General features: G+C 66.8%; 24 protein-coding genes. 9 read left to right on the forward strand and 15 right to left on the reverse strand.

Features of this window, described 5'->3' with window-relative positions; all coding sequences use genetic code 11:
• Positions 1–42: 42 nt before the first annotated feature.
• From BLR19_RS11540 to BLR19_RS11555, 4 genes are all read left to right on the forward strand, one after another.
• Positions 43–1,110, forward strand: a complete 1,068-nt coding sequence (locus BLR19_RS11540; protein ID WP_091751105.1) for a substrate-binding domain-containing protein — start codon at positions 43–45, stop codon at positions 1,108–1,110.
• Between the two features lie 83 nt (positions 1,111–1,193).
• The gene (galU, locus tag BLR19_RS11545; RefSeq protein ID WP_091751108.1) at positions 1,194–2,072 is read left to right on the forward strand and encodes a UTP--glucose-1-phosphate uridylyltransferase GalU; all 879 of its coding nucleotides are present in this window, start codon (positions 1,194–1,196) and stop codon (positions 2,070–2,072) included.
• Between the two features lie 101 nt (positions 2,073–2,173).
• A complete protein-coding gene (locus BLR19_RS11550) occupies positions 2,174–2,971 on the forward strand; it encodes an enoyl-ACP reductase FabI (RefSeq protein WP_169802112.1) in 798 nt (265 codons plus the stop codon).
• A gap of 58 nt (positions 2,972–3,029) precedes the next feature.
• The gene (locus BLR19_RS11555) at positions 3,030–4,214 is read left to right on the forward strand and encodes a benzoate/H(+) symporter BenE family transporter (protein WP_255366620.1); all 1,185 of its coding nucleotides are present in this window, start codon (positions 3,030–3,032) and stop codon (positions 4,212–4,214) included.
• A 14-nt stretch (positions 4,215–4,228) separates the two neighbouring features.
• Here the strand turns inward: BLR19_RS11555 and BLR19_RS11560 are convergent, their stop codons facing one another.
• The 5 genes from BLR19_RS11560 to ffh all read right to left on the reverse strand — a co-directional run bounded on the left by BLR19_RS11560 (position 4,229) and on the right by ffh (position 8,193).
• Positions 4,229–4,624 carry a DUF3597 family protein gene (locus tag BLR19_RS11560; RefSeq protein WP_039245841.1) on the reverse strand — a complete coding sequence of 132 codons (396 nt, stop codon included), beginning with the start codon at positions 4,622–4,624 and terminating at the stop codon, positions 4,229–4,231.
• Positions 4,625–4,681: 57 nt separating this feature from the next.
• Entirely contained in the window at positions 4,682–5,398 is a 717-nt protein-coding gene (locus tag BLR19_RS11565) for a glutathione S-transferase N-terminal domain-containing protein (RefSeq protein WP_091751116.1), read from the reverse strand.
• A gap of 83 nt (positions 5,399–5,481) precedes the next feature.
• A complete protein-coding gene (gene rimM / locus BLR19_RS11570) occupies positions 5,482–6,009 on the reverse strand; it encodes a ribosome maturation factor RimM (protein WP_055754550.1) in 528 nt (175 codons plus the stop codon).
• 69 nt (positions 6,010–6,078) lie between these two features.
• Positions 6,079–6,630, reverse strand: a complete 552-nt coding sequence (gene rpsP, locus BLR19_RS11575) for a 30S ribosomal protein S16 (RefSeq protein ID WP_055754551.1) — start codon at positions 6,628–6,630, stop codon at positions 6,079–6,081.
• 24 nt (positions 6,631–6,654) lie between these two features.
• The gene (ffh, locus tag BLR19_RS11580) at positions 6,655–8,193 is read right to left on the reverse strand and encodes a signal recognition particle protein (RefSeq protein WP_039245836.1); all 1,539 of its coding nucleotides are present in this window, start codon (positions 8,191–8,193) and stop codon (positions 6,655–6,657) included.
• Between the two features lie 317 nt (positions 8,194–8,510).
• On the opposite strand from ffh, the gene BLR19_RS11585 reads away from it, so the two are divergent.
• Entirely contained in the window at positions 8,511–9,716 is a 1,206-nt protein-coding gene (locus tag BLR19_RS11585) for a saccharopine dehydrogenase family protein (protein WP_091751119.1), read from the forward strand.
• Between the two features lie 13 nt (positions 9,717–9,729).
• Positions 9,730–10,902 carry a carboxynorspermidine decarboxylase gene (locus BLR19_RS11590; protein ID WP_091751122.1) on the forward strand — a complete coding sequence of 391 codons (1,173 nt, stop codon included), beginning with the start codon at positions 9,730–9,732 and terminating at the stop codon, positions 10,900–10,902.
• 39 nt (positions 10,903–10,941) lie between these two features.
• On the opposite strand, the gene BLR19_RS11595 is transcribed toward BLR19_RS11590, so the two are convergent.
• The 7 genes from BLR19_RS11595 to BLR19_RS11625 form a co-directional block, all read right to left on the reverse strand.
• On the reverse strand, positions 10,942–12,318 hold the full coding sequence (locus BLR19_RS11595) for a S41 family peptidase (RefSeq protein ID WP_091751125.1): 1,377 nt from the start codon (positions 12,316–12,318) through the stop codon (positions 10,942–10,944).
• Between the two features lie 139 nt (positions 12,319–12,457).
• The gene (locus BLR19_RS11600) at positions 12,458–13,537 is read right to left on the reverse strand and encodes a murein hydrolase activator EnvC family protein (protein WP_091751128.1); all 1,080 of its coding nucleotides are present in this window, start codon (positions 13,535–13,537) and stop codon (positions 12,458–12,460) included.
• A gap of 1 nt (position 13,538) precedes the next feature.
• On the reverse strand, positions 13,539–14,003 hold the full coding sequence (gene rlmH, locus BLR19_RS11605; RefSeq protein ID WP_066554030.1) for a 23S rRNA (pseudouridine(1915)-N(3))-methyltransferase RlmH: 465 nt from the start codon (positions 14,001–14,003) through the stop codon (positions 13,539–13,541).
• Between the two features lie 4 nt (positions 14,004–14,007).
• Positions 14,008–14,442, reverse strand: a complete 435-nt coding sequence (gene rsfS / locus BLR19_RS11610) for a ribosome silencing factor (protein WP_091751131.1) — start codon at positions 14,440–14,442, stop codon at positions 14,008–14,010.
• A 144-nt stretch (positions 14,443–14,586) separates the two neighbouring features.
• Entirely contained in the window at positions 14,587–15,309 is a 723-nt protein-coding gene (locus BLR19_RS11615) for a nicotinate-nucleotide adenylyltransferase (RefSeq protein ID WP_255366622.1), read from the reverse strand.
• 22 nt (positions 15,310–15,331) lie between these two features.
• Complete coding sequence (locus BLR19_RS11620) at positions 15,332–16,222, reverse strand: alpha/beta fold hydrolase (RefSeq protein WP_218119414.1); 891 nt, start codon at positions 16,220–16,222, stop codon at positions 15,332–15,334.
• Positions 16,223–16,224: 2 nt separating this feature from the next.
• Positions 16,225–16,713: a Fur family transcriptional regulator gene (locus BLR19_RS11625; protein WP_091751143.1), complete on the reverse strand. Its 489-nt coding sequence runs from the start codon at positions 16,711–16,713 to the stop codon at positions 16,225–16,227.
• 117 nt (positions 16,714–16,830) lie between these two features.
• Here BLR19_RS11625 and BLR19_RS11630 point away from each other — a divergent pair, with 117 nt between their 5' ends.
• Positions 16,831–17,613: a SapC family protein gene (locus tag BLR19_RS11630; RefSeq protein WP_055754556.1), complete on the forward strand. Its 783-nt coding sequence runs from the start codon at positions 16,831–16,833 to the stop codon at positions 17,611–17,613.
• Positions 17,614–17,674: 61 nt separating this feature from the next.
• Here the strand turns inward: BLR19_RS11630 and BLR19_RS11635 are convergent, their stop codons facing one another.
• The 3 genes from BLR19_RS11635 to BLR19_RS11645 form a co-directional block, all read right to left on the reverse strand.
• The gene (locus BLR19_RS11635) at positions 17,675–18,082 is read right to left on the reverse strand and encodes a hotdog family protein (RefSeq protein ID WP_091751148.1); all 408 of its coding nucleotides are present in this window, start codon (positions 18,080–18,082) and stop codon (positions 17,675–17,677) included.
• Positions 18,083–18,097: 15 nt separating this feature from the next.
• Positions 18,098–19,129 carry an NADP-dependent oxidoreductase gene (locus BLR19_RS11640; RefSeq protein ID WP_091751151.1) on the reverse strand — a complete coding sequence of 344 codons (1,032 nt, stop codon included), beginning with the start codon at positions 19,127–19,129 and terminating at the stop codon, positions 18,098–18,100.
• A gap of 338 nt (positions 19,130–19,467) precedes the next feature.
• Positions 19,468–20,262 carry an anti-anti sigma factor/receiver protein PhyR gene (locus BLR19_RS11645; RefSeq protein ID WP_026108480.1) on the reverse strand — a complete coding sequence of 265 codons (795 nt, stop codon included), beginning with the start codon at positions 20,260–20,262 and terminating at the stop codon, positions 19,468–19,470.
• A gap of 201 nt (positions 20,263–20,463) precedes the next feature.
• Between BLR19_RS11645 and BLR19_RS11650 the strand changes: the two genes are divergently transcribed.
• Complete coding sequence (locus tag BLR19_RS11650; RefSeq protein ID WP_045809524.1) at positions 20,464–20,664, forward strand: anti-sigma T factor NepR; 201 nt, start codon at positions 20,464–20,466, stop codon at positions 20,662–20,664.
• Positions 20,661–21,272, forward strand: coding sequence for a sigma-70 family RNA polymerase sigma factor (locus tag BLR19_RS11655; protein WP_055754558.1), 612 nt, complete (start codon positions 20,661–20,663; stop codon positions 21,270–21,272). The genes BLR19_RS11650 and BLR19_RS11655 overlap by 4 nt, the downstream gene beginning before the upstream one ends.
• Positions 21,273–21,281: the final 9 nt, after the last annotated feature.

The raw sequence follows: 21,281 nt of genomic DNA on the forward strand, positions 1-21,281 counted from the left end.
TGCTCTAAGCATCGCGAAATCGATGCTCAGGGAGAGCCTTGGATGATCCGCACACTGAAACTGGCGGCTTCGGCCGCCGCCCTTCTGGCCCTGGCGGCCTGTGGCGACAACGGCGGGGGCGGCTCCGCCTCCGGCGCGCGCTCCGGCATCTGGGCGGCCGGTTCGTCGACCGTCTTCCCCTTCGCCACGCGGGTCGCCGAGACCTTCGCACGCGGTTCGGGCGGCGCGGCGCCGCGCGTCGAATCGCTGGGCACCGGCGGCGGCATTCAGGCCTTCTGCCAAGGCGTCGGCCCGACCACCCCGGACATCGCCAACGCCTCGCGTCAGATGAAGCAGTCCGAGTTCGACCTGTGCGCCAAGAACGGCGTCACCGACATCGTCGAGATCAAGATCGGCTTCGACGGCATCGTCATCGCCACGGCCCGTAACGGCAACGGCTTCAACTTCGAACTAAACGACCTGTACGAAGGCTTGGCCAAGGAAGTGCCGGGCGCCAACGGTCAGTTCGTCGCCAATCCGGCCAAGACCTGGAACCAGGTCAACGCCGGCCTGCCGAACCAGCGCATCCAGGTCTATGGCCCGCCGCCCACCTCGGGCACGCGCGACGCCTTCCTGGAGCTGGGCATGACGCCGGGCGCCAAGCTGGTGCCGGCGGCCAAGGCGATCGAAGGCGACAAGGACCGGTTCGAAGCCATCGCCCACACCCTGCGCGAGGACGGCGCTTGGATCGATTCCGGCGAGAACGACAACGCCATCGTCCAGACCCTGACCCGCACGCCGGGTTCGCTGGGCGTGTTCGGCTATTCGTTCCTGGAGCAGAACCTGGACACGGTGAAGGCCGAGACCATCGACGGCGTGGCCCCGACCGCCGACACCATCGCCAGCGGTGAATACCCGCTGTCGCGCAGCCTCTACATCTATGTGAAGAAGGCGCATATCGGCGTCATTCCGGGCCTGCAGCAGTTCGTGCAGGAGTTCCTGTCGGAAGGCGCCGCCGGCAAGGGCGGCTATCTGGCCGACCGTGGCTTGATCCCGCTGCCGGAAGACCAATTGCTGGCCCAGCGCGCGACCATCGCCGCCATGACCCCGATGGCCCGCCCCGCCAAATAGGGCGGAACCCGACCGCCGTTCCGCCCCTTCTTTCGCCGGTCCGCACCGGGTAGAAGGGGCGGGATAGCTGTCAGGATGATTTGATGACCACCACGCCCGCGCGTCTGCGCAAGGCCGTACTGCCCGTCGCGGGCCTCGGCACCCGGGTCCTGCCCGGCACCAAGACGACCCCCAAGGAACTGCTGAACGTCGTCGACCGGCCGATCCTGTCCTACATCGTCGAAGAGGCGCGCGAAGCCGGGATCGAACACATCGTCTTCGTCACCGGCCGCTCCAAGGGCGCCATCGAGGACTATTTCGATCACCAGATCGAACTGGAAGCCCAGCTTCAGGCCAAGGGCAAGACCGACATCCTGGAGATGATGAACGCCGAACTGGCCTCGGCCGGGGAGATGAGCTTCACCCGCCAGATGCAGCCCAAGGGCTTGGGCCACGCTGTCTGGTGCGCGCGCGACATCATCGGCCACGAGCCCTTCGCCGTCATCCTGCCCGACGTCATCGTGGATTCTCAGCCCGGCGCCCTGAAGCAGCTGGCCGAGGTCTATGCCGAAACCGGCGGCAACATCATCGGCGTGGAATCCGTCCCGGAAGATCAGACCCACAAATACGGCATCGTCGATCCGGTTAGTCGCGACGGTTCGCGCATCGTCATGAAGGGCATGGTCGAAAAGCCCGCCGCCGGAACCGCGCCGTCCAACCTGTCGATCTCGGGCCGTTACATCCTACAACCGGAAATCTTCGACCTGCTGGCGACGCAGGAAAAGGGCGCGGGCGGCGAGATCCAGCTGACCGACGCCATGGCGCGACTGATGGCGGACCAGGGCTTCACCGCCGTCGAATACGAAGGCGTCACCCACGACTGCGGCGACAAGATCGGCCTGCTGCGCGCCAATGTCGCCCTGGCCCTGAAACGCCCCGACCTGGGCGATGCGGCCCGCCAAGCGATCGCGGGCCTGCTGTAACGCAAGGGAAGGCGGCGGGGGTTCCGGTTTACGCCCGCCCCTGCTAACCCTCCGCGCAAATCATCAGGAGACGAACCATGGCGACTTCCGAAGGCTGGAACATGCCGACCGGCGACCTCATGAAGGGCAAGAAGGGCCTGATCATGGGCGTGGCCAACTCCAGCTCCATCGCCTGGGGCATCGCCTCGCAGCTGGCCGCCCAGGGCGCCGAGCTGGCCTTCACCTATCTGGGCGAGAGCCTGGAGCGCCGCGTGCGTCCGCTGGCGGAAAGCGTCGGCGCCAAGCTGCTGATCCCGGCCGACGTCACTGACGACGCCTCGATGGATGCGGCCTTCGCCGAACTGGAAAAGACCTTCGGCACGATCGACTTCGTCGTCCATTCGGTGGCCTTCGCCAACAAGGATGAGTTGAAGGGCAGCTTCGTGGACAACACCACGCGCGACAGCTTCCTGCTGGCCATGAACATCTCGGCCTTCAGCTTCGTGGACGTGTCCAAGCGCGCCGCCAAGCTGATGCCGAACGGCGGCAGCCTGATCACCCTGACCTATCTGGGGTCCGAGCGGGTCATTCCGAACTACAACACCATGGGCGTGGCCAAGGCCGCACTGGAAGCGGCGACTCGCTATATCGCGCGCGACCTGGGTCCCAAGAACATCCGCGTCAACGCCATCTCGGCCGGGGCAATGCGCACCCTGTCGCTGGCCGGCATTTCGGGCGGGCGCGGCCTGCACTCCAAGTCGGCGCAGTTCTCGCTGATCAAGGAAGAGACCTCGATGGAGGGCGTCGCGGGCGCGGCCCTGTGGCTGTGTTCGGACCTGGGGCGTTCGACCACGGGCGAAGTCGTCCACGTCGATGCCGGCTTCCACGCCGTGGGCCTGCCGGAAGACATCGAAGGTTGATCAAGGAGGGCTGGATCCCAGCCTTCCGCCATCCAAGACGACGGTTTAAGGCCGGGGCATGACTGCTCCGGCCTTTTCCATGCGCGCCCTGCCCGCCTCGGCCTTTTCGTCCGCCGCCGTGGCGACGGTGATCGGGTTTGGCGGGACGGTCGCCTTGGTCGTTCAGGCCGGCCAGGCCGTGGGTGCGGACGCGGGCCAGATCGGGTCAATGGTGACGGTCCTGTGCCTGGGCATCGGGGCGCCGGGCGCCTTGCTGAGCTGGCGGCTGAAAATCCCCGTCGTTCTGGCCTGGTCCACGCCGGGGGCGGCCCTGCTGGCGGCCTCGACCTTGGGCCTGTCCTGGCCGACGGCGATCGGCGCCTTCATATTCGCCGCCCTGCTGATGATCCTGACCGGCCTGATCCCGGCGCTTGGGCGGCTGGCGGCGCGGATACCGGCGGCCGTCGCCTCGGCCATGCTGGCGGGGGTGCTGCTGCCGTTCGTGCTGAGACTGTTCAAGGTCGTGCCGGACGAGACGGCCTTGCTCGTCGGGCTGATCGCGGTGTTCCTGATCTTCAGACGGCTATGGCCGACCTGGGCCTTGCCCGCCGTGCTGGCGGCGGCCTTTGCAGTTCTGGCGATACGGGGGCAGTTGGCCCTGCCCGCCGGCACCGGCCTGTTCGGCCATCTGGAGCCGGTCGCGCCCGTCTTCGATTGGAAGGCGGCGGTCAGCCTGGGCTTTCCGTTGTTTCTGGTGACGCTGGCGGCGCAGAACCTGCCCGGGCTGGTGGTCCTGCAGAGCGCCGGTTATCCGCCGCCCGCCAACCGACTGATCCTGTCGACCGGCGTCGCCAGCCTGCTGATCGCGCCGTTCGGCGGGCATGGGGTCAATCTGGCGGCGATCACGGCGGCGATCTGCACGGGGCCGGACGCCCATCCCGACCCCGCCAGGCGCTGGATCGTGGGCGTGATCTACGGCGGTCTTTATCTGGTCGTGGCTCTGTTCGCCGCGCCGCTGGCCGGGCTGTTCATCGCCATGCCGCCAGCCGTGCTCGCAGCAGTAACAGGGCTGGCGCTGATCGCGCCGCTGACGGGCGCACTCCAGACAATGATAACGGAGGTCGGATCGCGCGAAGCGGCGGTGCTGACATTTGCGGCGACGGCTTCGGGCCTGACCCTGTTCGGCGTCGGATCGGCCTTCTGGGGCCTCGTGGTAGGGTTTGCGGCGCTGGCCGCGATGCGCTGGATCAGACCGACGGCCTGATCCAGCTGAGGGGGCTAGTCGCGCAGCGAGGCCGGGACCTGACCACCGTTTTCGGCCAGCTTCTTCCAGACGGCCTTGGACAGGGCGATGTTCTGTTCGGCCGATCCATGCTCGCCGGCGTGGACGTTCAGTTCCTCGGCCAGTTCCTTGCGGGCCGCCAGGCTGGAATCCAGGTCCAGCAGCTTCAGCAGATCGACGATCGAGGTCCGCCAGTTGCCGCCGCCGCCCTTGGAGGCCGCCAGATCGCTGAGCACCGCCTCGACATCGACGGGCGGCAAGGCCGGCGCGGCGGTCGGGGCCGGCGCAGCGTTGGGCGCAGGAATTCCGGCCGTCGAGGCGGGCGGTGGAACGGGGGCCGCCTTCGGCTTGTGGCCTGTGATCTTGTTCCAGATCGAAGAGAAGATGCCCATCGGTCGCGCTCCTGTTGGTTGTGAGCAGATAACGCGACCGACGGGGCGAAGTTCAGATCAGTCGCGTGCCGGGATGTTGAGCCCGCGCTGGACGGCGGGGCGGGCCAAGCCGCGCTCCAGCCAGGCGGCGACGCGCGGGAAGTCGGCGAAGCCGACGATCTCGCCCGCTTCGTAGAAGCCGATCAGGTTGCGGACCCAGCCCAGGGTGGCGACATCGGCGATGGAATAGTCGCCGACAAGCCAGTCGCGGGGCTCTCCCCCGTCGTTGGCGAGCCGCGTCTCCAGCACGCCCAGCAGGCGGCGGCTTTCGGCGACGTAGCGGTCGCGCGGGCGCTTGTCCTCGTATTCCTTGCCCGCGAAGCGGTGGAAGAAACCCAGCTGGCCGAACATCGGGCCGATCGCGCCCATCTGGAACATGACCCACTGGATCGTCTCGTAGCGGGTCGCCGGGTCGGCCGAGAGCAGTTTGCCGGTCTTTTCCGCCAGATAAATCAGGATGGCGCCGGATTCGAACAGGGCCAGCGGCTGTCCGTTCGGGCCGTTGGGATCGAGGATGGCGGGGATCTTGCCGTTGGGGTTCAGCGACAGAAACTCCGGCCCCCAGGTCTCGTTCTTGGTGATGTCGATCAGTTGCGGCTCATAGGCCAGGCCGACCTCCTCCAGCATGATCGAGACCTTCACCCCATTGGGCGTCGGCAGGGAATACAGCTGGATGCGATCGGGGTGCTGGGCCGGCCAGCGTTGCGTGATCGGGAAGGCGGACAAGTCGGTCATGGGTGCGGCCTCGGCTATTGCGATAGGCCTATGTCGGCGCCGTTCGGCCCATCCGCAACACCGACGGGAGCGGTGACGAGACTTCAGTCCGGCTCGCGCTCGCCCACCTCGGTCGGCGGCACGGCCAGAAGCCAGCCGTCGGCCAGGTGCAGTTCCGGCGTCGCTTCCTTGGTGAACGGCAGATACCAGGTCGGGCCGCCGGCGGCGGGCGCGATCTCCAGCATGTCGTCGGCGCCGAAGTTCTGGACCGATTTCACCGTGCCCATGACCGCGCCCCCCATATCGCGAACCTGAACGCCCAAGAGGTCGGCGAGGTAGAATTCGTCCTCGTCCGGCTCGGGGAACCGAGCGCGAGGGACGTGCAGCTTCAGGCCGCGCAGGGCGTCGGCCTGTTCCTTGGACGTGATCTCCTTGGCCCGGCCAACGACGCCGTTCTTGTCGGGCCGCGTCGAGGTCAGGGTCAGGGCCACGGTCCCGTCGGCGCGCAGCAGAGGGCCATAGGCGGTCAGGGCCAGGGGGTCGGCGGTGAAGGCGGTCACCCGCACCTCGCCCCGCACGCCAAAGCCGCCGCCGACCTGGCCGACGAGGATCAATCTGCTGTCCGTGGTCATGCGTGTTCTTAACCCATGAAAAAGGCGGCGTCGAAAGACGCCGCCCTGATCATCGTCAAACCGAAAGGCTTAGCCTTCGGCCTTTTCCTCGGTCGCTTCAGCAGCCGGGGCTTCCTCAGCGGCGGCGTCAGCGGCCGGAGCCTCTTCGGCGGGCGCTTCTTCAGCAGCAGGAGCGTTCTTGGCGGCTTCGGCGGCGGCGGCGGCCTCTTCCTTGGCGCGGGCGGCGGCTTCAGCGGCCTCGACCTTGGCGGCGGCTTCGGCTTCCAGGCGGTCGGCTTCGCGCTGGGCGCGCTCGGCGGCGCGCTCTTGCGCCTTCTTGCCCGGAGCGCCCTTGTTCGGGTTGTTCGACTGGGTCCACTTGACCTTCTGACCCAGGGTCTCGTCCTGCGACAGGAAGCGGGCGACGCGGTCGGTCGGCTGGGCGCCCTTGCCGAGCCATTCGGCGATGCGCTCGACCTTCAGGGCGACGCGCGGGGTGGCGCCGTCCTTGGGCAGCATCGGGTTGTAGCTGCCGACCTTCTCGATGAACTTGCCGTCGCGGGGCGAGTGCGAGTCGGCGATGACGATGTGGTAGTAGGGGCGCTTCTTGGCGCCGCCGCGGGCCAGACGAATCTTCAGCATTTCAGGTCTCTTTCTAGGAAGTCGTTATTTCTTGGGAGGGAAGCCCGGCAGGCCAGGAAGACCTCCCGGAAGTTGTCCGCCGCCCAGTCCGGCGAGCCGGTCCTGGATGGCTTTCAGATCGTCGGCGGAAGGTTCGGCCATCTTGCCGCCGCCCAATGCCTTGAGACGGGCCATGTCGGGGCCGCCGCCCATTCCGGGCATGCCGCCGCCGCCGCCGAGGCCACCCAGCATGGCGGCCATCTGCTGCATCTTCTTGGGTCCGCCGCGCGCCATCGACTTGACCACATCGGCCATCTGGCGGTGCTGTTTCAGAACCCGGTTCACGTCCTGCACATCGACGCCGGCACCGGCGGCGATGCGCTTCTTGCGCGAGGCGTTCAGCAGATCGGGCTTCTTGCGCTCAGCCTTGGTCATCGAGGAGATGATGGCTTCCTGACGCAGGATCATGCGGTCGTCGATGCCGCTCTCGGCCATCTGCCCCTTCATCTTGGCCACGCCGGGCAGCATGCCCATGATGCCCTGAAGCCCGCCCATCCGCTTCATCTGCTGAAGCTGGCCGGCAAGGTCATCCAGATCGAACTGACCCTTGGCCAGTTTGCGGGCCATCTTCTCGGCCTTGGCCTGGTCCAGATCCTGGCTGGCCTTTTCGACCAGGGCGACGATATCGCCCTGACCCAGAATGCGGCCGGCGACGCGGCGGGCGTCGAACACGTCCAGCGCATCGACCTTTTCGCCGGCGCCCAGATATTTGATCGGCAGGCCGGTGACGGCCCGCATCGACAGCATGGCGCCGCCACGACCGTCGCCGTCGGCGCGGGTCAAGACCAGGCCGGTCAGGGGCAGGCGCTCGTGGAAGGCCTTGGCGGTGCGAACGGCGTCCTGGCCGGTCAGGCTGTCGGCGACCAGCAGGGTCTCGACGGGCTTGGCGATGTCGGCGACCTCGGCCACCTCGTTCATCAGCCCTTCGTCCAGGGTGATGCGGCCGGCCGTGTCGAGGATCAGGACGTCGAAACCCTGAAGCTTGGCCGATTGCAGCGCCCGGCGCGTGATCTGGACCGCGCTCTCGCCCGCCACGATCGGCAGGGTGGCGACCTCGATCTGCTTGCCCAGGGTGGCCAGCTGTTCCATCGCGGCCGGACGGCGCGTGTCCAGCGAGGCCATCATGACCTTCTTGCGATCGAACTTGGTCAGGCGCAGCGCCAGCTTGGCCGAGGTCGTGGTCTTGCCCGAGCCCTGAAGGCCGGCCATCAGCACCACGGCGGGCGGATTGGCGTTGGTGTTCAGCGGGACAGGCTCTTCGCCGCCCAGCATCTCGATCAGGCCGTCATAGACGATCTTGACCACCTGATCGGCCGGCTTGACCGAACGGATGACCTCTTCGCCGGTCGCGCGCTCGGTGGCGAAGGCGATGAATTCCTTGACGACCGGAAGGGCGACGTCGGCCTCGAGCAGGGCCACGCGCACTTCGCGCATCGCCTCGGCGACATCCTTTTCGGACAGGGCGCCGCGCCCGGTGATCCGGTCAAAGACGCCTGTCAGCCGCTCGTTCAGAGCCTCGAACATTCACTACCTCATGGCGACGGGTGAAACGGCTCCATACGACAACGGCCCCCGGCGACGATCACGTCGGCGGAGGGTTCTCGCCCACCTCGTTCTCTCCTCGGAGAGCTGTCGTGTGGGTGGAGACGCGAGGTTCACTTGCGTCGGAAGCGGCGGCTTATGGCGGAAAAACCGCACAAAGGCAACCGGAGCGATCCGGTCACGCTATAAGAGCCAATATCGGCGCAGGGATTTAGCGGATTGTCATCATCGTGCTAAGAGCCGCGCCCTTTATAGGGGCGGCGTTGTCGCCAGGGTTTCAGACTTCGGGAGAAGCACAGATGAGCAAGGTGCTGGTTATCGGCGCGGGCGGCGTCAGTTCGGTGGCCGTCCACAAGATGGCGATGAACGCGGACATCTTCTCGCATATCACCCTGGCGAGCCGCACCAAGTCCAAGTGCGATGCGATCGCCCAGTCCGTGAAGGCGCGCTTCGGCGTCGACATCGACACGGCGGCCATTGACGCTGACGACGTGGCGGCGACCACGGCGCTGATCCAGAAGGTGCAGCCCGAGTTGGTCGTGAACCTGGCCCTGCCCTATCAGGACCTGTCGATCATGGACGCCTGCCTGGCCGCCGGCGTCGACTATCTGGACACCGCCAACTACGAGCCGCGCGACGAGGCCAAGTTCGAATACAAGTGGCAGTGGGCCTATCAGGACCGCTTCAAGGACGCCGGTCTGATGGCGTTGCTGGGTTCGGGCTTTGACCCCGGCGTGACCTCGGTCTTCACCACCTACATCAAGAAGCACCTGCTGGATTCCATCGAGACGCTGGACATCCTGGACTGCAACGGCGGCGATACCGGCCTGCCCTTCGCAACGAACTTCAACCCCGAGATCAACCTGCGCGAAGTGACGGCGAACTCGCGTCACTGGGAGAACGGCCAGTGGGTCGAAGGTCCGGCGCTAAGCCACAAACAGATCTTCGACTTCGAGGGGGTGGGTCAGAAGAACATGTACCTCATGTACCATGAGGAGCTGGAATCGCTGGCGAAGTTCTATCCCGAGATCAAGCGTATCCGCTTCTGGATGACGTTCGGCGACAGCTATCTGAAGCACCTCGAAGTGCTGGAAAACATCGGCATGACCTCGATCGAGCCGATGCAGTTCCAGGGCCGCGAGATCATTCCGATCGAGTTCCTGAAGGCCTTGCTGCCCGAGCCGGCCTCGCTGGGTCCGATCACCAAGGGCAAGACCAACATCGGCGTCATCGCCACCGGCCTGAAGGACGGGGTCAAGAAGACGGTCTACGTCAACAACATCTGCGACCACGAAGAGGCCTATGCCGAGACCGGCAACCAGGCCGTCAGCTACACCACCGGCGTGCCGGCCATGATCGGCGCGGCCCTGATGGTGACGGGCCAGTGGAAGGGCGACGGCGTGTTCAACATGGAGCAGCTGGACCCCGACCCCTTCATGGACATGCTGAACAAGCACGGCCTGCCGTGGAAGGTTCAGGACCTGGACGCCCCTCTGGACTTCTGATCGGACCGACTGAATGCAGACCCAGGCCGGCGATCCGGGCGCCTTTGCGCATTTCGACCTGAACCGCGTCGCCTCGCCCGCCTTCGTGGTGGACGAGGCGGCCATCCGTCGCAATCTGTCCTTGCTGAAAGGCGTGCGCGACGGAGCGGAGGCGCGCGTGCTTCTGGCGCTGAAGGCGTTTTCGATGTGGTCGCTGGCCGATGTGGTCGGCGAATACCTCGACGGGGTCTGCGCCTCGGGTCTGTGGGAGGCGCGGCTGGCGCGCGAGTTCTACAAGGGCGAGCTCACCACCTACTCGCCGGCCTATACGGCGCAGGACCTGCCCGAGATCCTGCGTCTGTCGGACCACGTCATCTTCAACAACCCGGCCCAGATCGCCCGTTTCGCCGATCTGATCGCCAAGGCGCGGGCTGAAGGGCAGGTGTTCGAGATCGGCCTGCGGCTGAATCCCGAACATTCCGAAGGCGAGGTCGCCAAATACGACCCGGCCCAGCCTTGTTCGCGCCTGGGCTTTCCGGTGTCGCAACTGACGGCCGACCATCTGATCGGCGTCGATGGTCTGCACATCCATGCGCTGTGCGAGCAGGACTTCCAGCCGCTGTCGCGCATCTGGGCGGCGGTGGAGCCGAAACTGGCGCCGCTGCTCGGCGGGATCAAATGGCTGAACCTGGGCGGGGGGCATCACATCACCCGCGCCGACTATCAGACCGACGATCTGATCGCCTTCGTGCGCGATCTGCAGGCTAGGCACGGGGTTCAGGTCTATCTGGAGCCGGGCGAGGCCGTGGCGCTGGACGCCGGCATACTGATCGGCGAGGTGCTGGACGTGTTCGAAAACGGCATGCCCATCGGCATCACCGACATCTCCGCCACCTGCCATATGCCCGATGTGATCGAGGCGCCCTATCGCCCCGCGCTGTTGAAAGAGCCCGAGCATGGGGTGACGGTGCGACTGGGCGGGCCGTCGTGCCTGGCCGGCGACATCATCGGCGACTACGTTTTCGCCGAACGGCCGACGCCCGGAACGCGGATCGCGTTTCTGGACCAGGCCCACTATTCGATGGTGAAGACCAATACCTTTAATGGCGTGCCGCTGCCGTCCATCGTGCTGTGGAACTCGGAGACGGATGCGCTGAGGACGGTGCGTGACTTCGACTATTCGGCCTTCCGCGACCGTCTGTCGTAGGCGCAAGAAAAAGGGCGGCCCGCGCCGCCCTTCCCTCACCTATTCTTCTTTCGGCACGTCCGCCGCCGGCTCGGCGTCGGGCTTGGGCGTCGAGCCGGGTTCGGTGACGACGATGCCTTCGGGCGGGGCCGACAGTTTCGACAGGTCGCCGCCGGCGCGCAGGACGTCCAGCGCGCGCTGAAGCTGATAGTCCTTGTCCTTGTCGAACTTTTCGCCCGGAGCTTCGCGCGGGGTGTGCGGACCCTTGCGCTCGGCGCCGATGGAGGCGTCCAGGGCCGTGGCGTAGGCGGCCTCGGAATAGATGAAGCTGGAGCGCGAGACGATGCGGGCCTCGGCCTCCGAACGCGCGACTTCCAGGTCCGGCTCGATGCCGATCTTCTGGATCGAGGCGCCCGAGGGGGTGTAGTAGCGCGCGGTCGTGATCGACAAGGCGCCGTCCTGACCCTGACGCAGCGGGATCACGGTCTGGACCGAACCCTTGCCAAAGCTGGTCAGGCCCACGATGGTCGCGCGCTGATGATCCTTCAGGGCGCCGGCGACGATTTCCGACGCCGAGGCCGAGCCGTAGTTGACCAGGACGACCAGCGGCAGGCCGCCGGTGACGTCGCCGGGTTTGGCGGAATAGCGCTGGATCTGCTCGGGCTTGCGGCCCCGCTGGCTGACGATCTCGCCGCGTTCCAGGAAGGCGTCGGAGACGTCGATGGCGGCGTTCAGCAGGCCGCCGCCGTTGTTGCGCAGGTCCAGGACATAGCCCTTCACGCCCGGCTTCTCGGCCTTGATCTTGGCGATGGCCTCGTTCAGCTCGCGGCCGGTGTTCTCGTTGAAGGTCGAGACGCGCAGATAGCCGAAGTCGCCCTCGACACGGCCGGTGACTGACTGAACCTTGATGACCTCGCGGGTCAGGGTCACTTCCAGCGGGTCTGAACCGTCGCGCAGGAAGGTCACCTTGACGCTGGTGCCCACGGCGCCGCGCAGCTTCTCGGACACTTGGCTGACCGTCAGGCCCGCCGCGTTCTGACCCTCGATAGAGGAGATCACGTCACCCGCCTGCACCCCGGCCTTAGCGGCGGGGCTGTCGTCCATCGGCGAGATGACCTTCACCATGCCGCCGTCGGCGCTGATGGTCAGGCCGACGCCCGAATACTGGCCCTCGGTACGCTCGCGCAGATCGTCGTAATTGGAGGGCGGCAGATAGTTGGAGTGCGGGTCCAGCGCCGTCATCATGCCGGCCAGCGCGGCCTCGATCAGCTTCTTGTTGTCGACCGGGACGACGTAGGCCTGCTCGACGATGCCCACCACGTCGCCGAACAGCTCCAGCATGCGGAAGGTTTCGTTTCGCGGGGTCTGGCTGCTGACAGCAGCGGCGGATCCGCCGAGCACCAGAGCGGCGCAGCCGACGAGGAGCAGTTTACGCATTCGGTCTCTTTCGGTCGGGCCGATCACTATGGGCGCCCGTGGGAAGGTTAAGGCCCCGTCCTCACGACCAAATCGTGGCGACGCGGCGTCCCGCCGATAAAATCAGCGTCAGACGAGAATGCAAAGGACTATTGCGGGTTCACCGCAACCACGGTCCCGGATCGATCGGCCGTTCGTCGCGACGCAGTTCGAAATAGACGTCGCCGTCCGGGCCGCTGCGACCCAGGGTCTGGCCGTCCGAGACCCGGGCGTCCGGGCCGACATCGACGCTTTCCAGGCCGGCGATCACGGCGCGCCAGCCGGGCCCGAGGTCCAGCACCACCACATTGCCCCACCCCGTCAGCGGCCCGGCGTAGGCCACCTTGGCGTCGGCGGGCGCGGTGACGGCCGCGCGGTCGGCCCGCCAGCGCCAGCCGGAGGTTCCGGCGCCCCAGGTCTGGCTGGGCGCGCCGGCGACGGGCGAACTGAGGCGACCGCGTCCGGCCGGAAGGCGAGCGGTCGGCGTCTCTTCGGCCTGGGTGGTCGGGACCGCGCCGCCCAGTTCGCGGATGCGGCGTTCCAACACGGCGGCGGCGCGTTCGGCGGCGCGGGCCTCAGCGTTCAGAACGGCGGTCAGGGCGGTCTTGCGCGCCGTCAGCCCCTCGATCTCGCCGCGCCGGTCGCCCTGCTCGCTCTCGGTCGTGAGCAGTCGCTCCGAGGACAGGACGGCGAGGCGGCGGATGCGCATGATCTCGGCCTGACGGGCGGCCAGCACCTTGGCGCGGCTTTCCAGATCCGGCGTCATGGCCTTGAGCAGGATGGAGGCGCGCACAGTGTCGATGGCCTTGTCGGCGGGCACCAGCAAGGGCGGCGGCGGCCGGCGGCTCATCATCTGCAGCGCGCTGAGCAGACGGCCCTGGGCGCCGCGCTCACGCGCCAGATCCGTGACCAGCTCGGCCTCGCGCTCAGTCAGTTGCTGGAGCCGAGCGCGCTGATCGTCGATCTGACGGTCGCCCGTCTGTTCGTCCACCCGCAGCGAGGCCAGACGGCGCTCCAACTGGGCCAGTTCGGTCTTGGCGGCGTCGGCGTCGGCGCGCAGACGACGGGCGCGCACCGTCTCGTCGCGGTATTCGGCCTGGATGCGCGACAGTTCGCTTTCGGGCGCCTGACGGCTCATCGCCGGGGCGGCGCAAACGAAACCCGTCAGCAGGGCCAGCGATAAGGGTATGGCGCGACGCATGTCAGTCGCGATGATAGGGCGATCCGGCCAGGATGGTCACGGCCCGATACAGTTGTTCGGCCAGCATGGCGCGCGCCAGGGCGTGGGGCCAGGTCTGGGGACCGAAGGCCAGGGTCGAGGACGCGGCCTCGCGCACGCTGGCGTCCAGCCCGTCCGCTCCGCCGATGGCGAAGACCAGACGGCGCTCGCCCTGATCCCTCAGTTTGGCGATGTGGTCGGCGAAGGCGCGCGACGAATAGGTCTTGCCGCGCTCGTCGCAGGCGATCAGGTGCGCGCCCTCTGCGGCAGCCAAGATCAGCTCAGCCTCCGGCGCCTTGCCGGGTCTGCGGGCTTCCAGATCGATCAGTTCGAGGGGACCTAGGCCAAGCGCGCGTCCCGACAGGGTGGCGCGCTTGGCGTAGTCGTCGGCGAGCGTCGCTTCAGGCCCCCGGCCCGGTCGGCCGATGGCGACGATGCTCAGCTTCACGGTCTTAGTCGCGGACCATGCGGTGGGCGGAATCGACCGCCCAGATCTTTTCGATGTTGTAGAAGGTGCGCACTTCCGGGCGGAACAGGTGCACGATCACATCGCCGGCGTCGATGAGAACCCAGTCGCAGTGCGGCAGGCCCTCGACCTTGGCCTTGCCCAGCCCCTGTTCCTTGAGCGTGCGCAGCAGGTGGTCGGCGATGGCGCCGACGTGACGGTGCGAACGACCGGACGCCACGATCATGGTGTCGGCCATGGCGCTTTTGCCCTTCAGGTCGATCAGGACCATGTCCTGGGCCTTGTCCTCGTCGAGGCGGCTCAGCAGGGCTTCTTCCAGCGGCGTGGAGCCGATGGGGCGGGGAGCGGAATCGTCGAAGCCGCGCGGGGAGGCGTCGGATTCAAAGCCGTCTTCGGAATGGAGAGGTTCGATAGGGTCCATCTCGTGCGCCGTATTCGAGACGGCGGCGTCTTGCGTATCATACGCGGGCGAGGGGGTCAGCGGAGGGCTCCGGGAGCGTTGACTAAAGAAGCCCTCTAGCACGGATGGGCCGCAACGTGAACCGCCGCCCGAATCATCCGGCGATCACGAGGTCGCGCGCTCGCCTTTGCCGGTCCTGATCGCCGTGGACGACAGGGGGTTGAGCGGCGCCGTCAGATAGGTCCAGGCGGGCGCCTGAAGCGTCGGCAGAAGCCCCGCCTGCTGGGCGGGAATGCGGAAACCGGCAAAGCGGGCGGCGGCCGGCGCCGTGCGGCTGTCAAGCAGCGAACCCGGCCGGGCGATGACCGCCACCGGCATCAGCCGCATAATGTCGGTCCAGCCGCGCCAGCGGTGGAAGCTGGCCAGATTGTCCGACCCCATCAGCCAGACGAAATGCACGCCCGGATGCCGCGCGACCAGAAGGCGCAAGGTATCGACGGTCCAGGCGACGCCGGCCCGGCTCTCGAAATCCGAGACGATCATCGACGGTCCGCGCGCATGCTGGCGCGCCGAGGCCATGCGGTCTTCCAACGGCGCGCTGTGGCGGGCATCTTTCAAAGGGTTCTGCGGCGAGACCAGCCAGACGACGCGGTCGAGATTTAGACGCCGCATGGCGGTCTCGGCGACATGGGCGTGGCCGTCGTGGGCGGGATTGAAAGAGCCGCCGAACAGGCCGACCTTCATGCCTGGGGCGAGGATCAAACCGTCGCGCAGCGCCCCGGAGCGGGGGCCGGCGCCTTTGGGCGCGGGACCGGCGTGGAAGAAGGACAAGCGGCGTCTCGGGCGGCGGGCGTTATGCTCAGCGGCGCCCTTATAGCGCGCGCCCATGCTCCGCCTACAGAATTCGTTCTCAGACGGCGGCGTCGAACAGGGCGTCGCGCGCCACGTCGGCATGGGTCATGGGGAACAGGTGCCCGCCGCCGGACACGACCTCGACCGAGACATTGGGCAGGCCACGGGGCTGGACCGGCACATGCGTCAGGGCGCCGTGTTCGGCTTTGAGGATGCGAACCGGTCCGGGATAGCGTTTCATGGCCCGCCACGGATCGTGCGCCTGGGCTGCGTAGTTGGCCGCCTCCCAGGCCGGCGCGGCGGTCAGGCTGAACGCGCCGTCGTCTTCGTTCAGACCTTCGGAAAGATAGTCGGCCAGGACCATGTCGGGCCAACCCTTGAAGGCGCCGCGCCCGCGATAGGCGGCCATGGCCTGCTCGCGGCTGTCGAACTGGCTGCGACGGCGCAGCGCAGCCTTGGCGATGGGGATCGCCTTCATCAGCTTGTGGGCGAAGGGCAGGTTGAAGGCGAAGACCGCCGAGCGTTTCCAGATCACCGGATCGAACAGCACCAGGCTGGACACCCGTTCCGGCCGGACGGCGGCCGCCAGAAGCGAGGCCGTGCCGCCCATCGAATGGCCGGCCATGACCACGGGCGGGCCGTCGATGGCTTCCAGCAGCGCCAGCAGGTCGTCGCGGTGGTCCAGCCAGCTGGTCTTGGGCCGCGCGAAGGTCGGCAGGGCCGATCGGCCATGGCCGCGCAGATCCGGCGCCCAGATCCGCAAGGACGACGACAGGGGCGACAACAGGCTGCGATAGGTGGCCGCGTTGAAGCCGTTGGCGTGAGAGAAGATCAGATCGACCGGCCGGTTCGGATCGCCGAAATCCAGTACGGCCATCTCGCCAGCGCCCCAGCGATTGTCGATCGGCACGGACAGGCGACGCGGTGGGGACATCAACGCCGCATCCATGGTCATGCGACGTCGCGACAGGCGGCGCAGCGACCGTGCGCCTCGATCGTCGTGCGGGCGATGGCGTAGCCGGCGGCCGAGGCGGCGGCGTTCATGGCGCTCTGGTCCGGCCCGCTGACCTCGCGCGTCGCGCCGCAGCAGTCGCAGATCAGGAAGGCGGCCGCGTGGGCGGCCTCGCCGTCGTCGGTGCAGGCGACATAGGCGCTGATGGAAGCGATGCGGTGCACCATGCCCAGCCGCTCCAGAAACTCCAGCGCCCGATAGACGGTCGGCGGCTTGGCGGCCTGGCCGTCTTCGCCGAAGCGGGCGATCAGGTCGTAGGCCTTCACCGGCTCGCCGCTTTCCAGCAGCAGGGCCAGGACGCGACGACGCTGGGCGGTCATCCGCTCGCCCTGCTGGACCGCGCGCGCGTCGGCCGCCGCCAGGGCGCGGTCCAGCGCCCCGCCGTTCAGGCCGGAGTGGTCATGGTCGTGATCGCAGGCGGAACCCATATGCCACAGCTAATGGCTGGCGACCCCCACTGCAACCGACGCATCGCGGGTTTGCCGGTTGCGCGGCGTTGGGCTAGAAGGCGCGCCTCCGATCTTTAACCAGAGCGTCCTCGCTTCATGACCGACACGAACAATTCGCCGCTTGAAGGCAACGTCCTCTTCTACACCAACCCCGAACCGCTGGATCAGAGCGTCCACGGCGGCCTGGGCGTGAACCCGAGCGACAAGCCCTACGCCTTCGTGGCCCAGACCAATATCGTGCCGCTGACGGTCACCGAATTCTCGGCCGCCGCTCTGTCCTATCCGATCATCTTCACCGGCGATAACCGCCAGCCGGTCGCCGTGATGGGCCTGAGCTCCAACGAAAACCTGTTCGTCGCGCCGGACGGCGAGTTCCGCGCCGACGCCTATGTGCCGGCCTATGTGCGCCGCTATCCGTTCGTCTTCGCCGACGACAAGCAGAACCAGCGCCTGATCCTGTGCATCGACCGCGGCGCGTCGATCGTCGCCGAAGGCGGCCAGAACCCGCTGTTCGTCGACGGCCAGCCCAGCGACTACACGAACATGGCGATGGAGTTCTGCAACAACTTCGAACAGGAGCGCCAGCGCACTGAGGGCTTCGTCGCCCTGGTCAAGGATCTGGACCTGCTGGACATCCGCGAAGCCCACTTCACGCCGCGCAATCCCGACGGCACGCCGGGTCAGCCGCAGAAGCTGGCCGAATACTATGCGGTCTCGGAAGACAAGCTGCGTGCCCTGCCCGCCGAGAAGCTGGTCGAGCTGCGCGACAACGGCGCCCTGGGCCAGATCTACGCCCACCTGGTGTCGCTGGTCGGTTGGGACCGCCTGATCGCCATGGCCGTGATGCGTCAGGCCCAGGCCCCGACCTCGGTCAACTAAGACCCGGTCTGTCGGAGATCGATCAACGCCCCGCCGGTTCGCCGGCGGGGCGTTTTTCGTTTCAGCGGCGCGAAAACAGCGCCCGCGTCAGGCAGGAAAAGACCAGACGCCCAGCCTCGTCCAGCAGGTCATGCGAGGCGATGACGATGCCCTTGTCGTCGCCGACCGGATCCTTGCCCATCACCGTCATGCGACCCCGCAGCAGTTCGCCCGCCGGGGGATTGCGCATGTAACGCAGCCCATCGACGGCCAGGACCTTGGTCTGGGCCCAGCCGCCGGACTTGTCGGCCGCGAGACGGCTCCACAGCACGTAAACCATGGCGTCCGGCGCGCCGTAGGCCACGTCCCAGCCCGGCGAGAACCGCTCGATGAAGACGTCCAGCGTCCCCTGATCGACCGCACAGGCGCCCAGCGGCACGACCTGCCCCACCTCCAGGTCTTCGAAATGGACGTGCAGCGGATCGCTCATGCGCAGACCTTGGGTTCAGGCGGGTTCTTCGGAAACGCGAACCAGCAGCTTGCCGTCGTGATCGCCGGTGAACAAGCGATTCAACGACCCCACCGCGCCTTCCAGCCCGTCGTCGACGTGAACCCTCCACTTCACCCGGCCGTCCGCCAGCCACGGGCCCATTTCCGCCACCATCTCGCGGGCGCGCGGGGCGTAGTCCAGGACCAGGAAGCCCTGGACGTGCAGGCGATGGGTGATGATGCGCGCGAAGTTCGGCGAAGGCGGCGCCTTGGTCGCATTGTAGGAGGACACCAGGCCGCAGACCGCCATCCGGCCGTGGACCTTCAGCCGGTTGAAGACCGCGATCATGATGTCGCCGCCGACATTCTCGAAGTTCAGATCGACGCCGTCGGGGGCCAGACGGTCCAGCGCCTCGCCGACATCCTCGTTCTTGTAATCGATGGCCGCGTCGAAACCGAGTTCGTCGGTCAGCCAGGCACACTTCTGCGGGCCGCCCGCGATGCCGATGACGCGGCAACCGCGCTGTTTGGCGATCTGCCCCGCGATAGAGCCGACCGCGCCGGCGGCGGCCGAGATGACGATGGTCTCGCCTTCCTTGGCCTTCAACACGTCGGTGACGCCGAAATAGGCGGTCAGGCCGGTCATGCCGAGCACGGACATATTGGCCGTCAACGGCAGGCCGGGCGCACGGTGAACCGGGCGAAGACCGCCTTCCGGCACGACCGCATAGTCGGCCCAGCCGCCCGAGGTCGGCATGACGACATCGCCGGCCTTGAAGCGGCTGGATCGCGAGGCTTCGACCACGCCCAGGGTCAGTCCGCGCATGACCTCGCCCAGGCCGACCGGCGGCAGATAGCCCTCGGAATCGTTCATCCAGGTGCGATTGGTCGGGTCCAGCGACAGATAGACGGTGCGGAGCAGCACCTCGTTCTCCTTCAGATCAGGGATGGCCGTCTCGACCAGTTCCAGATCGCCGGGCTGGATCAGGCCCTTGGGGCGCTGGCGCAGCACCCATTGACGGTTCGTCTTGCCGCTTGTCGAAGCCATTGGCGTCTCTCCGTGCGTTTTCTTTGACCACCATCTTGGCCGCGACGGCGGCTTCGGTCGAGGTGTGCGCCAAGAAAAAAGCGACCCTTTCGGATCGCTTTGAAGTGGCATCATCGAGAATGAGGCGCGGAGGCGGCATGATCAGCTTTCGCAGATCAAGTCGGGGGGCGTCGCCGCCTCCACAAACCGATAACGGCGGCGCCTGAAGCCGGTTCCCGACCTCGATCGCTTTTTTTTGCGCCTTCGTACTTTCGCCCATCAATAGCGGCGCAAAACAAAGAAAAGGCCTCGATCCCGAGGGACCGAGGCCGATCTTGTCGCCGGAGAAGGACCGCGTTTTAAGCGGCTTCCTTCTGGCGTGAAGGGTGGAAGAACAGCGCCTGGCTGATCGCCGCCTTCACCGTTTCCGGCTGGAAGGGCTTGGTGATCAGGAAGGTCGGCTCAGGACGCTCGCCGGTCAGCAGGCGTTCCGGGAAGGCGGTGATGAAGATCACCGGCACATCCATGGTCTTCAGGATATCCTTGACCGCATCGATGCCCGACGAGCCGTCGGCCAGTTGGATGTCGGCCAAAACCAGACCCGGCTTGTGGCGGGCGACGGCGTCGATCGCCTCGTCGTGCGTCGTGGCGGTGCCGGTGACGCGGTGACCCAGTTCGGTGACCAGGCTCTGGATGTCGGCCGAGATGATGGCCTCGTCCTCGATGACCAGAACATCGGTGGCCAGTTCGGCGTCGATATCGGCCTGGGCGTCGGCGATCAGACGCTCCACGTCCCGCGGATCGGCCGACAGGATCTGCGCGGCTTCCGAAGGGGTGAAGCCTTCAAGGGCGGTCAGCAGGAAGGCCTGACGCGAGCGCGGCGCGATACGCAGCAGACGCTGCGAGGCGTCGCTGCCCGTGGTTTCCAGCGTGCCGGTTTCCAGTTGCGCGCCGGTCGAGGACCAGATGGCGTGGAAGACATGATAAAGGGCGACCCGCGGCGTCATATCGGCCGACAGTTGTTGTTCGCCGGCGGCCAGGGCCTCCAGTGCGACACGGACATAGTTGTCGCCCGTGGATTGATCGCCGGTCAGGGCGCGTGCGTAACGGCGCACATAAGGAAGATGTGGTGCGAGTCTGGCCAGAAGGCTCATTCAGATAGTCCCCGACAAATCACAGCCCGACCGGCAAGGCAGGGCGTTATAGCCAGCTTAAACGTCACATTCGCATCACGGTTCCGCCGCTGCGAACAAGCTTTAGCATTAAAAGCCGTTCATGCAGGAACCCCGCCGGTCTGATGACGTTTGAGACCGACATCTCTTCGCGATGACAGTTGGGTGGGCTTGGCTCTGTCTATGATCGATTCTCCGGACTCCTCTCGTCCCAAAGGCGACCAGAAGGGGGAGGCAGGGCTTGAAGAAGCTCGCCTTCGCCAGCAGGCCATTGGCGTTAAGCTGCGACACATGTTCGACGAGGTCGTCAACGAACCCGTGCCCGATGAGTTTCTCGATATCCTGAAACGCGCCGACGCCAAGTCTTCGGACAGCGCCGCATGAGCACCTCACGCCTTGGGGCCGCCCCCAAACCCGCGTCGGCCGACGACGAGGGCTTCAAGCGCGAACTGGTCCTGCTGATCCCGCATCTGCGCGCCTTCGCCCGGACCTTGACCGGCGACCCGACCGCAGCCGACGATCTGGCGCAGGACGCCATGATGAAGGCCTGGGACGCGCGCGCCAGCTATCAGATGGGCACGAACATGAAGGCCTGGACCTTCATGATCCTGCGCAACCAGTTCTATTCCGAAAAACGCCGCTCGTGGCGTCAGTCGCAGCTGGATCAGGAAGCGGCCGAGCGGACCCTGGTCGCCGTGGACGATCCCGAGGCGCCCGTCGCCCTGGACGAGCTGCGTCAAGCTCTGAAGACCCTGCCCGAAGAGCAGCGCGAGGCCTTGATCCTGGTTGGCGCTGGCGGCTTCGCCTATGAAGAAGCGGCCGAGATCTGCGGCTGCGCCGTCGGCACAGTGAAGAGCCGCGTCAGCCGCGCGCGCCGTGCGCTGCAAGCCACCTTGGAACGGGGCGGCTACGGACGCGACGGCAAGGCGGCGGGTGACGCCATGCGCTCAATTCTCGGCGAGGCCGACAGGCTGGCCGGCGCCCGGAGCTGAGCGGCGGTG

The sequence above is a fragment of the Brevundimonas sp. 374 genome, assembly GCF_900102995.1.
In the GTDB taxonomy this organism is placed as follows: Bacteria; Pseudomonadota; Alphaproteobacteria; order Caulobacterales; family Caulobacteraceae; genus Brevundimonas; species Brevundimonas vesicularis_C.

What these genes read in the sequence shown, in the direction of transcription:
- BLR19_RS11540 (WP_091751105.1), top strand. Translation starts at nt 43, where the DNA reads ATGATCCGCACACTGAAACTGGCGGCTTCGGCCGCCGCCCTTCTGGCC.
- galU (WP_091751108.1), top strand. Translation starts at nt 1,194, where the DNA reads ATGACCACCACGCCCGCGCGTCTGCGCAAGGCCGTACTGCCCGTCGCG.
- BLR19_RS11550 (WP_169802112.1), top strand. Translation starts at nt 2,174, where the DNA reads ATGCCGACCGGCGACCTCATGAAGGGCAAGAAGGGCCTGATCATGGGC.
- BLR19_RS11555 (WP_255366620.1), top strand. Translation starts at nt 3,030, where the DNA reads ATGACTGCTCCGGCCTTTTCCATGCGCGCCCTGCCCGCCTCGGCCTTT.
- BLR19_RS11560 (WP_039245841.1), bottom strand. Translation starts at nt 4,624, where the DNA reads ATGGGCATCTTCTCTTCGATCTGGAACAAGATCACAGGCCACAAGCCG.
- BLR19_RS11565 (WP_091751116.1), bottom strand. Translation starts at nt 5,398, where the DNA reads ATGACCGACTTGTCCGCCTTCCCGATCACGCAACGCTGGCCGGCCCAG.
- rimM (WP_055754550.1), bottom strand. Translation starts at nt 6,009, where the DNA reads ATGACCACGGACAGCAGATTGATCCTCGTCGGCCAGGTCGGCGGCGGC.
- rpsP (WP_055754551.1), bottom strand. Translation starts at nt 6,630, where the DNA reads ATGCTGAAGATTCGTCTGGCCCGCGGCGGCGCCAAGAAGCGCCCCTAC.
- ffh (WP_039245836.1), bottom strand. Translation starts at nt 8,193, where the DNA reads ATGTTCGAGGCTCTGAACGAGCGGCTGACAGGCGTCTTTGACCGGATC.
- BLR19_RS11585 (WP_091751119.1), top strand. Translation starts at nt 8,511, where the DNA reads ATGAGCAAGGTGCTGGTTATCGGCGCGGGCGGCGTCAGTTCGGTGGCC.
- BLR19_RS11590 (WP_091751122.1), top strand. Translation starts at nt 9,730, where the DNA reads ATGCAGACCCAGGCCGGCGATCCGGGCGCCTTTGCGCATTTCGACCTG.
- BLR19_RS11595 (WP_091751125.1), bottom strand. Translation starts at nt 12,318, where the DNA reads ATGCGTAAACTGCTCCTCGTCGGCTGCGCCGCTCTGGTGCTCGGCGGA.
- BLR19_RS11600 (WP_091751128.1), bottom strand. Translation starts at nt 13,537, where the DNA reads ATGCGTCGCGCCATACCCTTATCGCTGGCCCTGCTGACGGGTTTCGTT.
- rsfS (WP_091751131.1), bottom strand. Translation starts at nt 14,442, where the DNA reads ATGGACCCTATCGAACCTCTCCATTCCGAAGACGGCTTTGAATCCGAC.
- BLR19_RS11615 (WP_255366622.1), bottom strand. Translation starts at nt 15,309, where the DNA reads ATGGGCGCGCGCTATAAGGGCGCCGCTGAGCATAACGCCCGCCGCCCG.
- BLR19_RS11620 (WP_218119414.1), bottom strand. Translation starts at nt 16,222, where the DNA reads ATGGATGCGGCGTTGATGTCCCCACCGCGTCGCCTGTCCGTGCCGATC.
- BLR19_RS11625 (WP_091751143.1), bottom strand. Translation starts at nt 16,713, where the DNA reads ATGGGTTCCGCCTGCGATCACGACCATGACCACTCCGGCCTGAACGGC.
- BLR19_RS11630 (WP_055754556.1), top strand. Translation starts at nt 16,831, where the DNA reads ATGACCGACACGAACAATTCGCCGCTTGAAGGCAACGTCCTCTTCTAC.
- BLR19_RS11635 (WP_091751148.1), bottom strand. Translation starts at nt 18,082, where the DNA reads ATGAGCGATCCGCTGCACGTCCATTTCGAAGACCTGGAGGTGGGGCAG.
- BLR19_RS11640 (WP_091751151.1), bottom strand. Translation starts at nt 19,129, where the DNA reads ATGGCTTCGACAAGCGGCAAGACGAACCGTCAATGGGTGCTGCGCCAG.
- BLR19_RS11645 (WP_026108480.1), bottom strand. Translation starts at nt 20,262, where the DNA reads ATGAGCCTTCTGGCCAGACTCGCACCACATCTTCCTTATGTGCGCCGT.
- BLR19_RS11650 (WP_045809524.1), top strand. Translation starts at nt 20,464, where the DNA reads ATGATCGATTCTCCGGACTCCTCTCGTCCCAAAGGCGACCAGAAGGGG.
- BLR19_RS11655 (WP_055754558.1), top strand. Translation starts at nt 20,661, where the DNA reads ATGAGCACCTCACGCCTTGGGGCCGCCCCCAAACCCGCGTCGGCCGAC.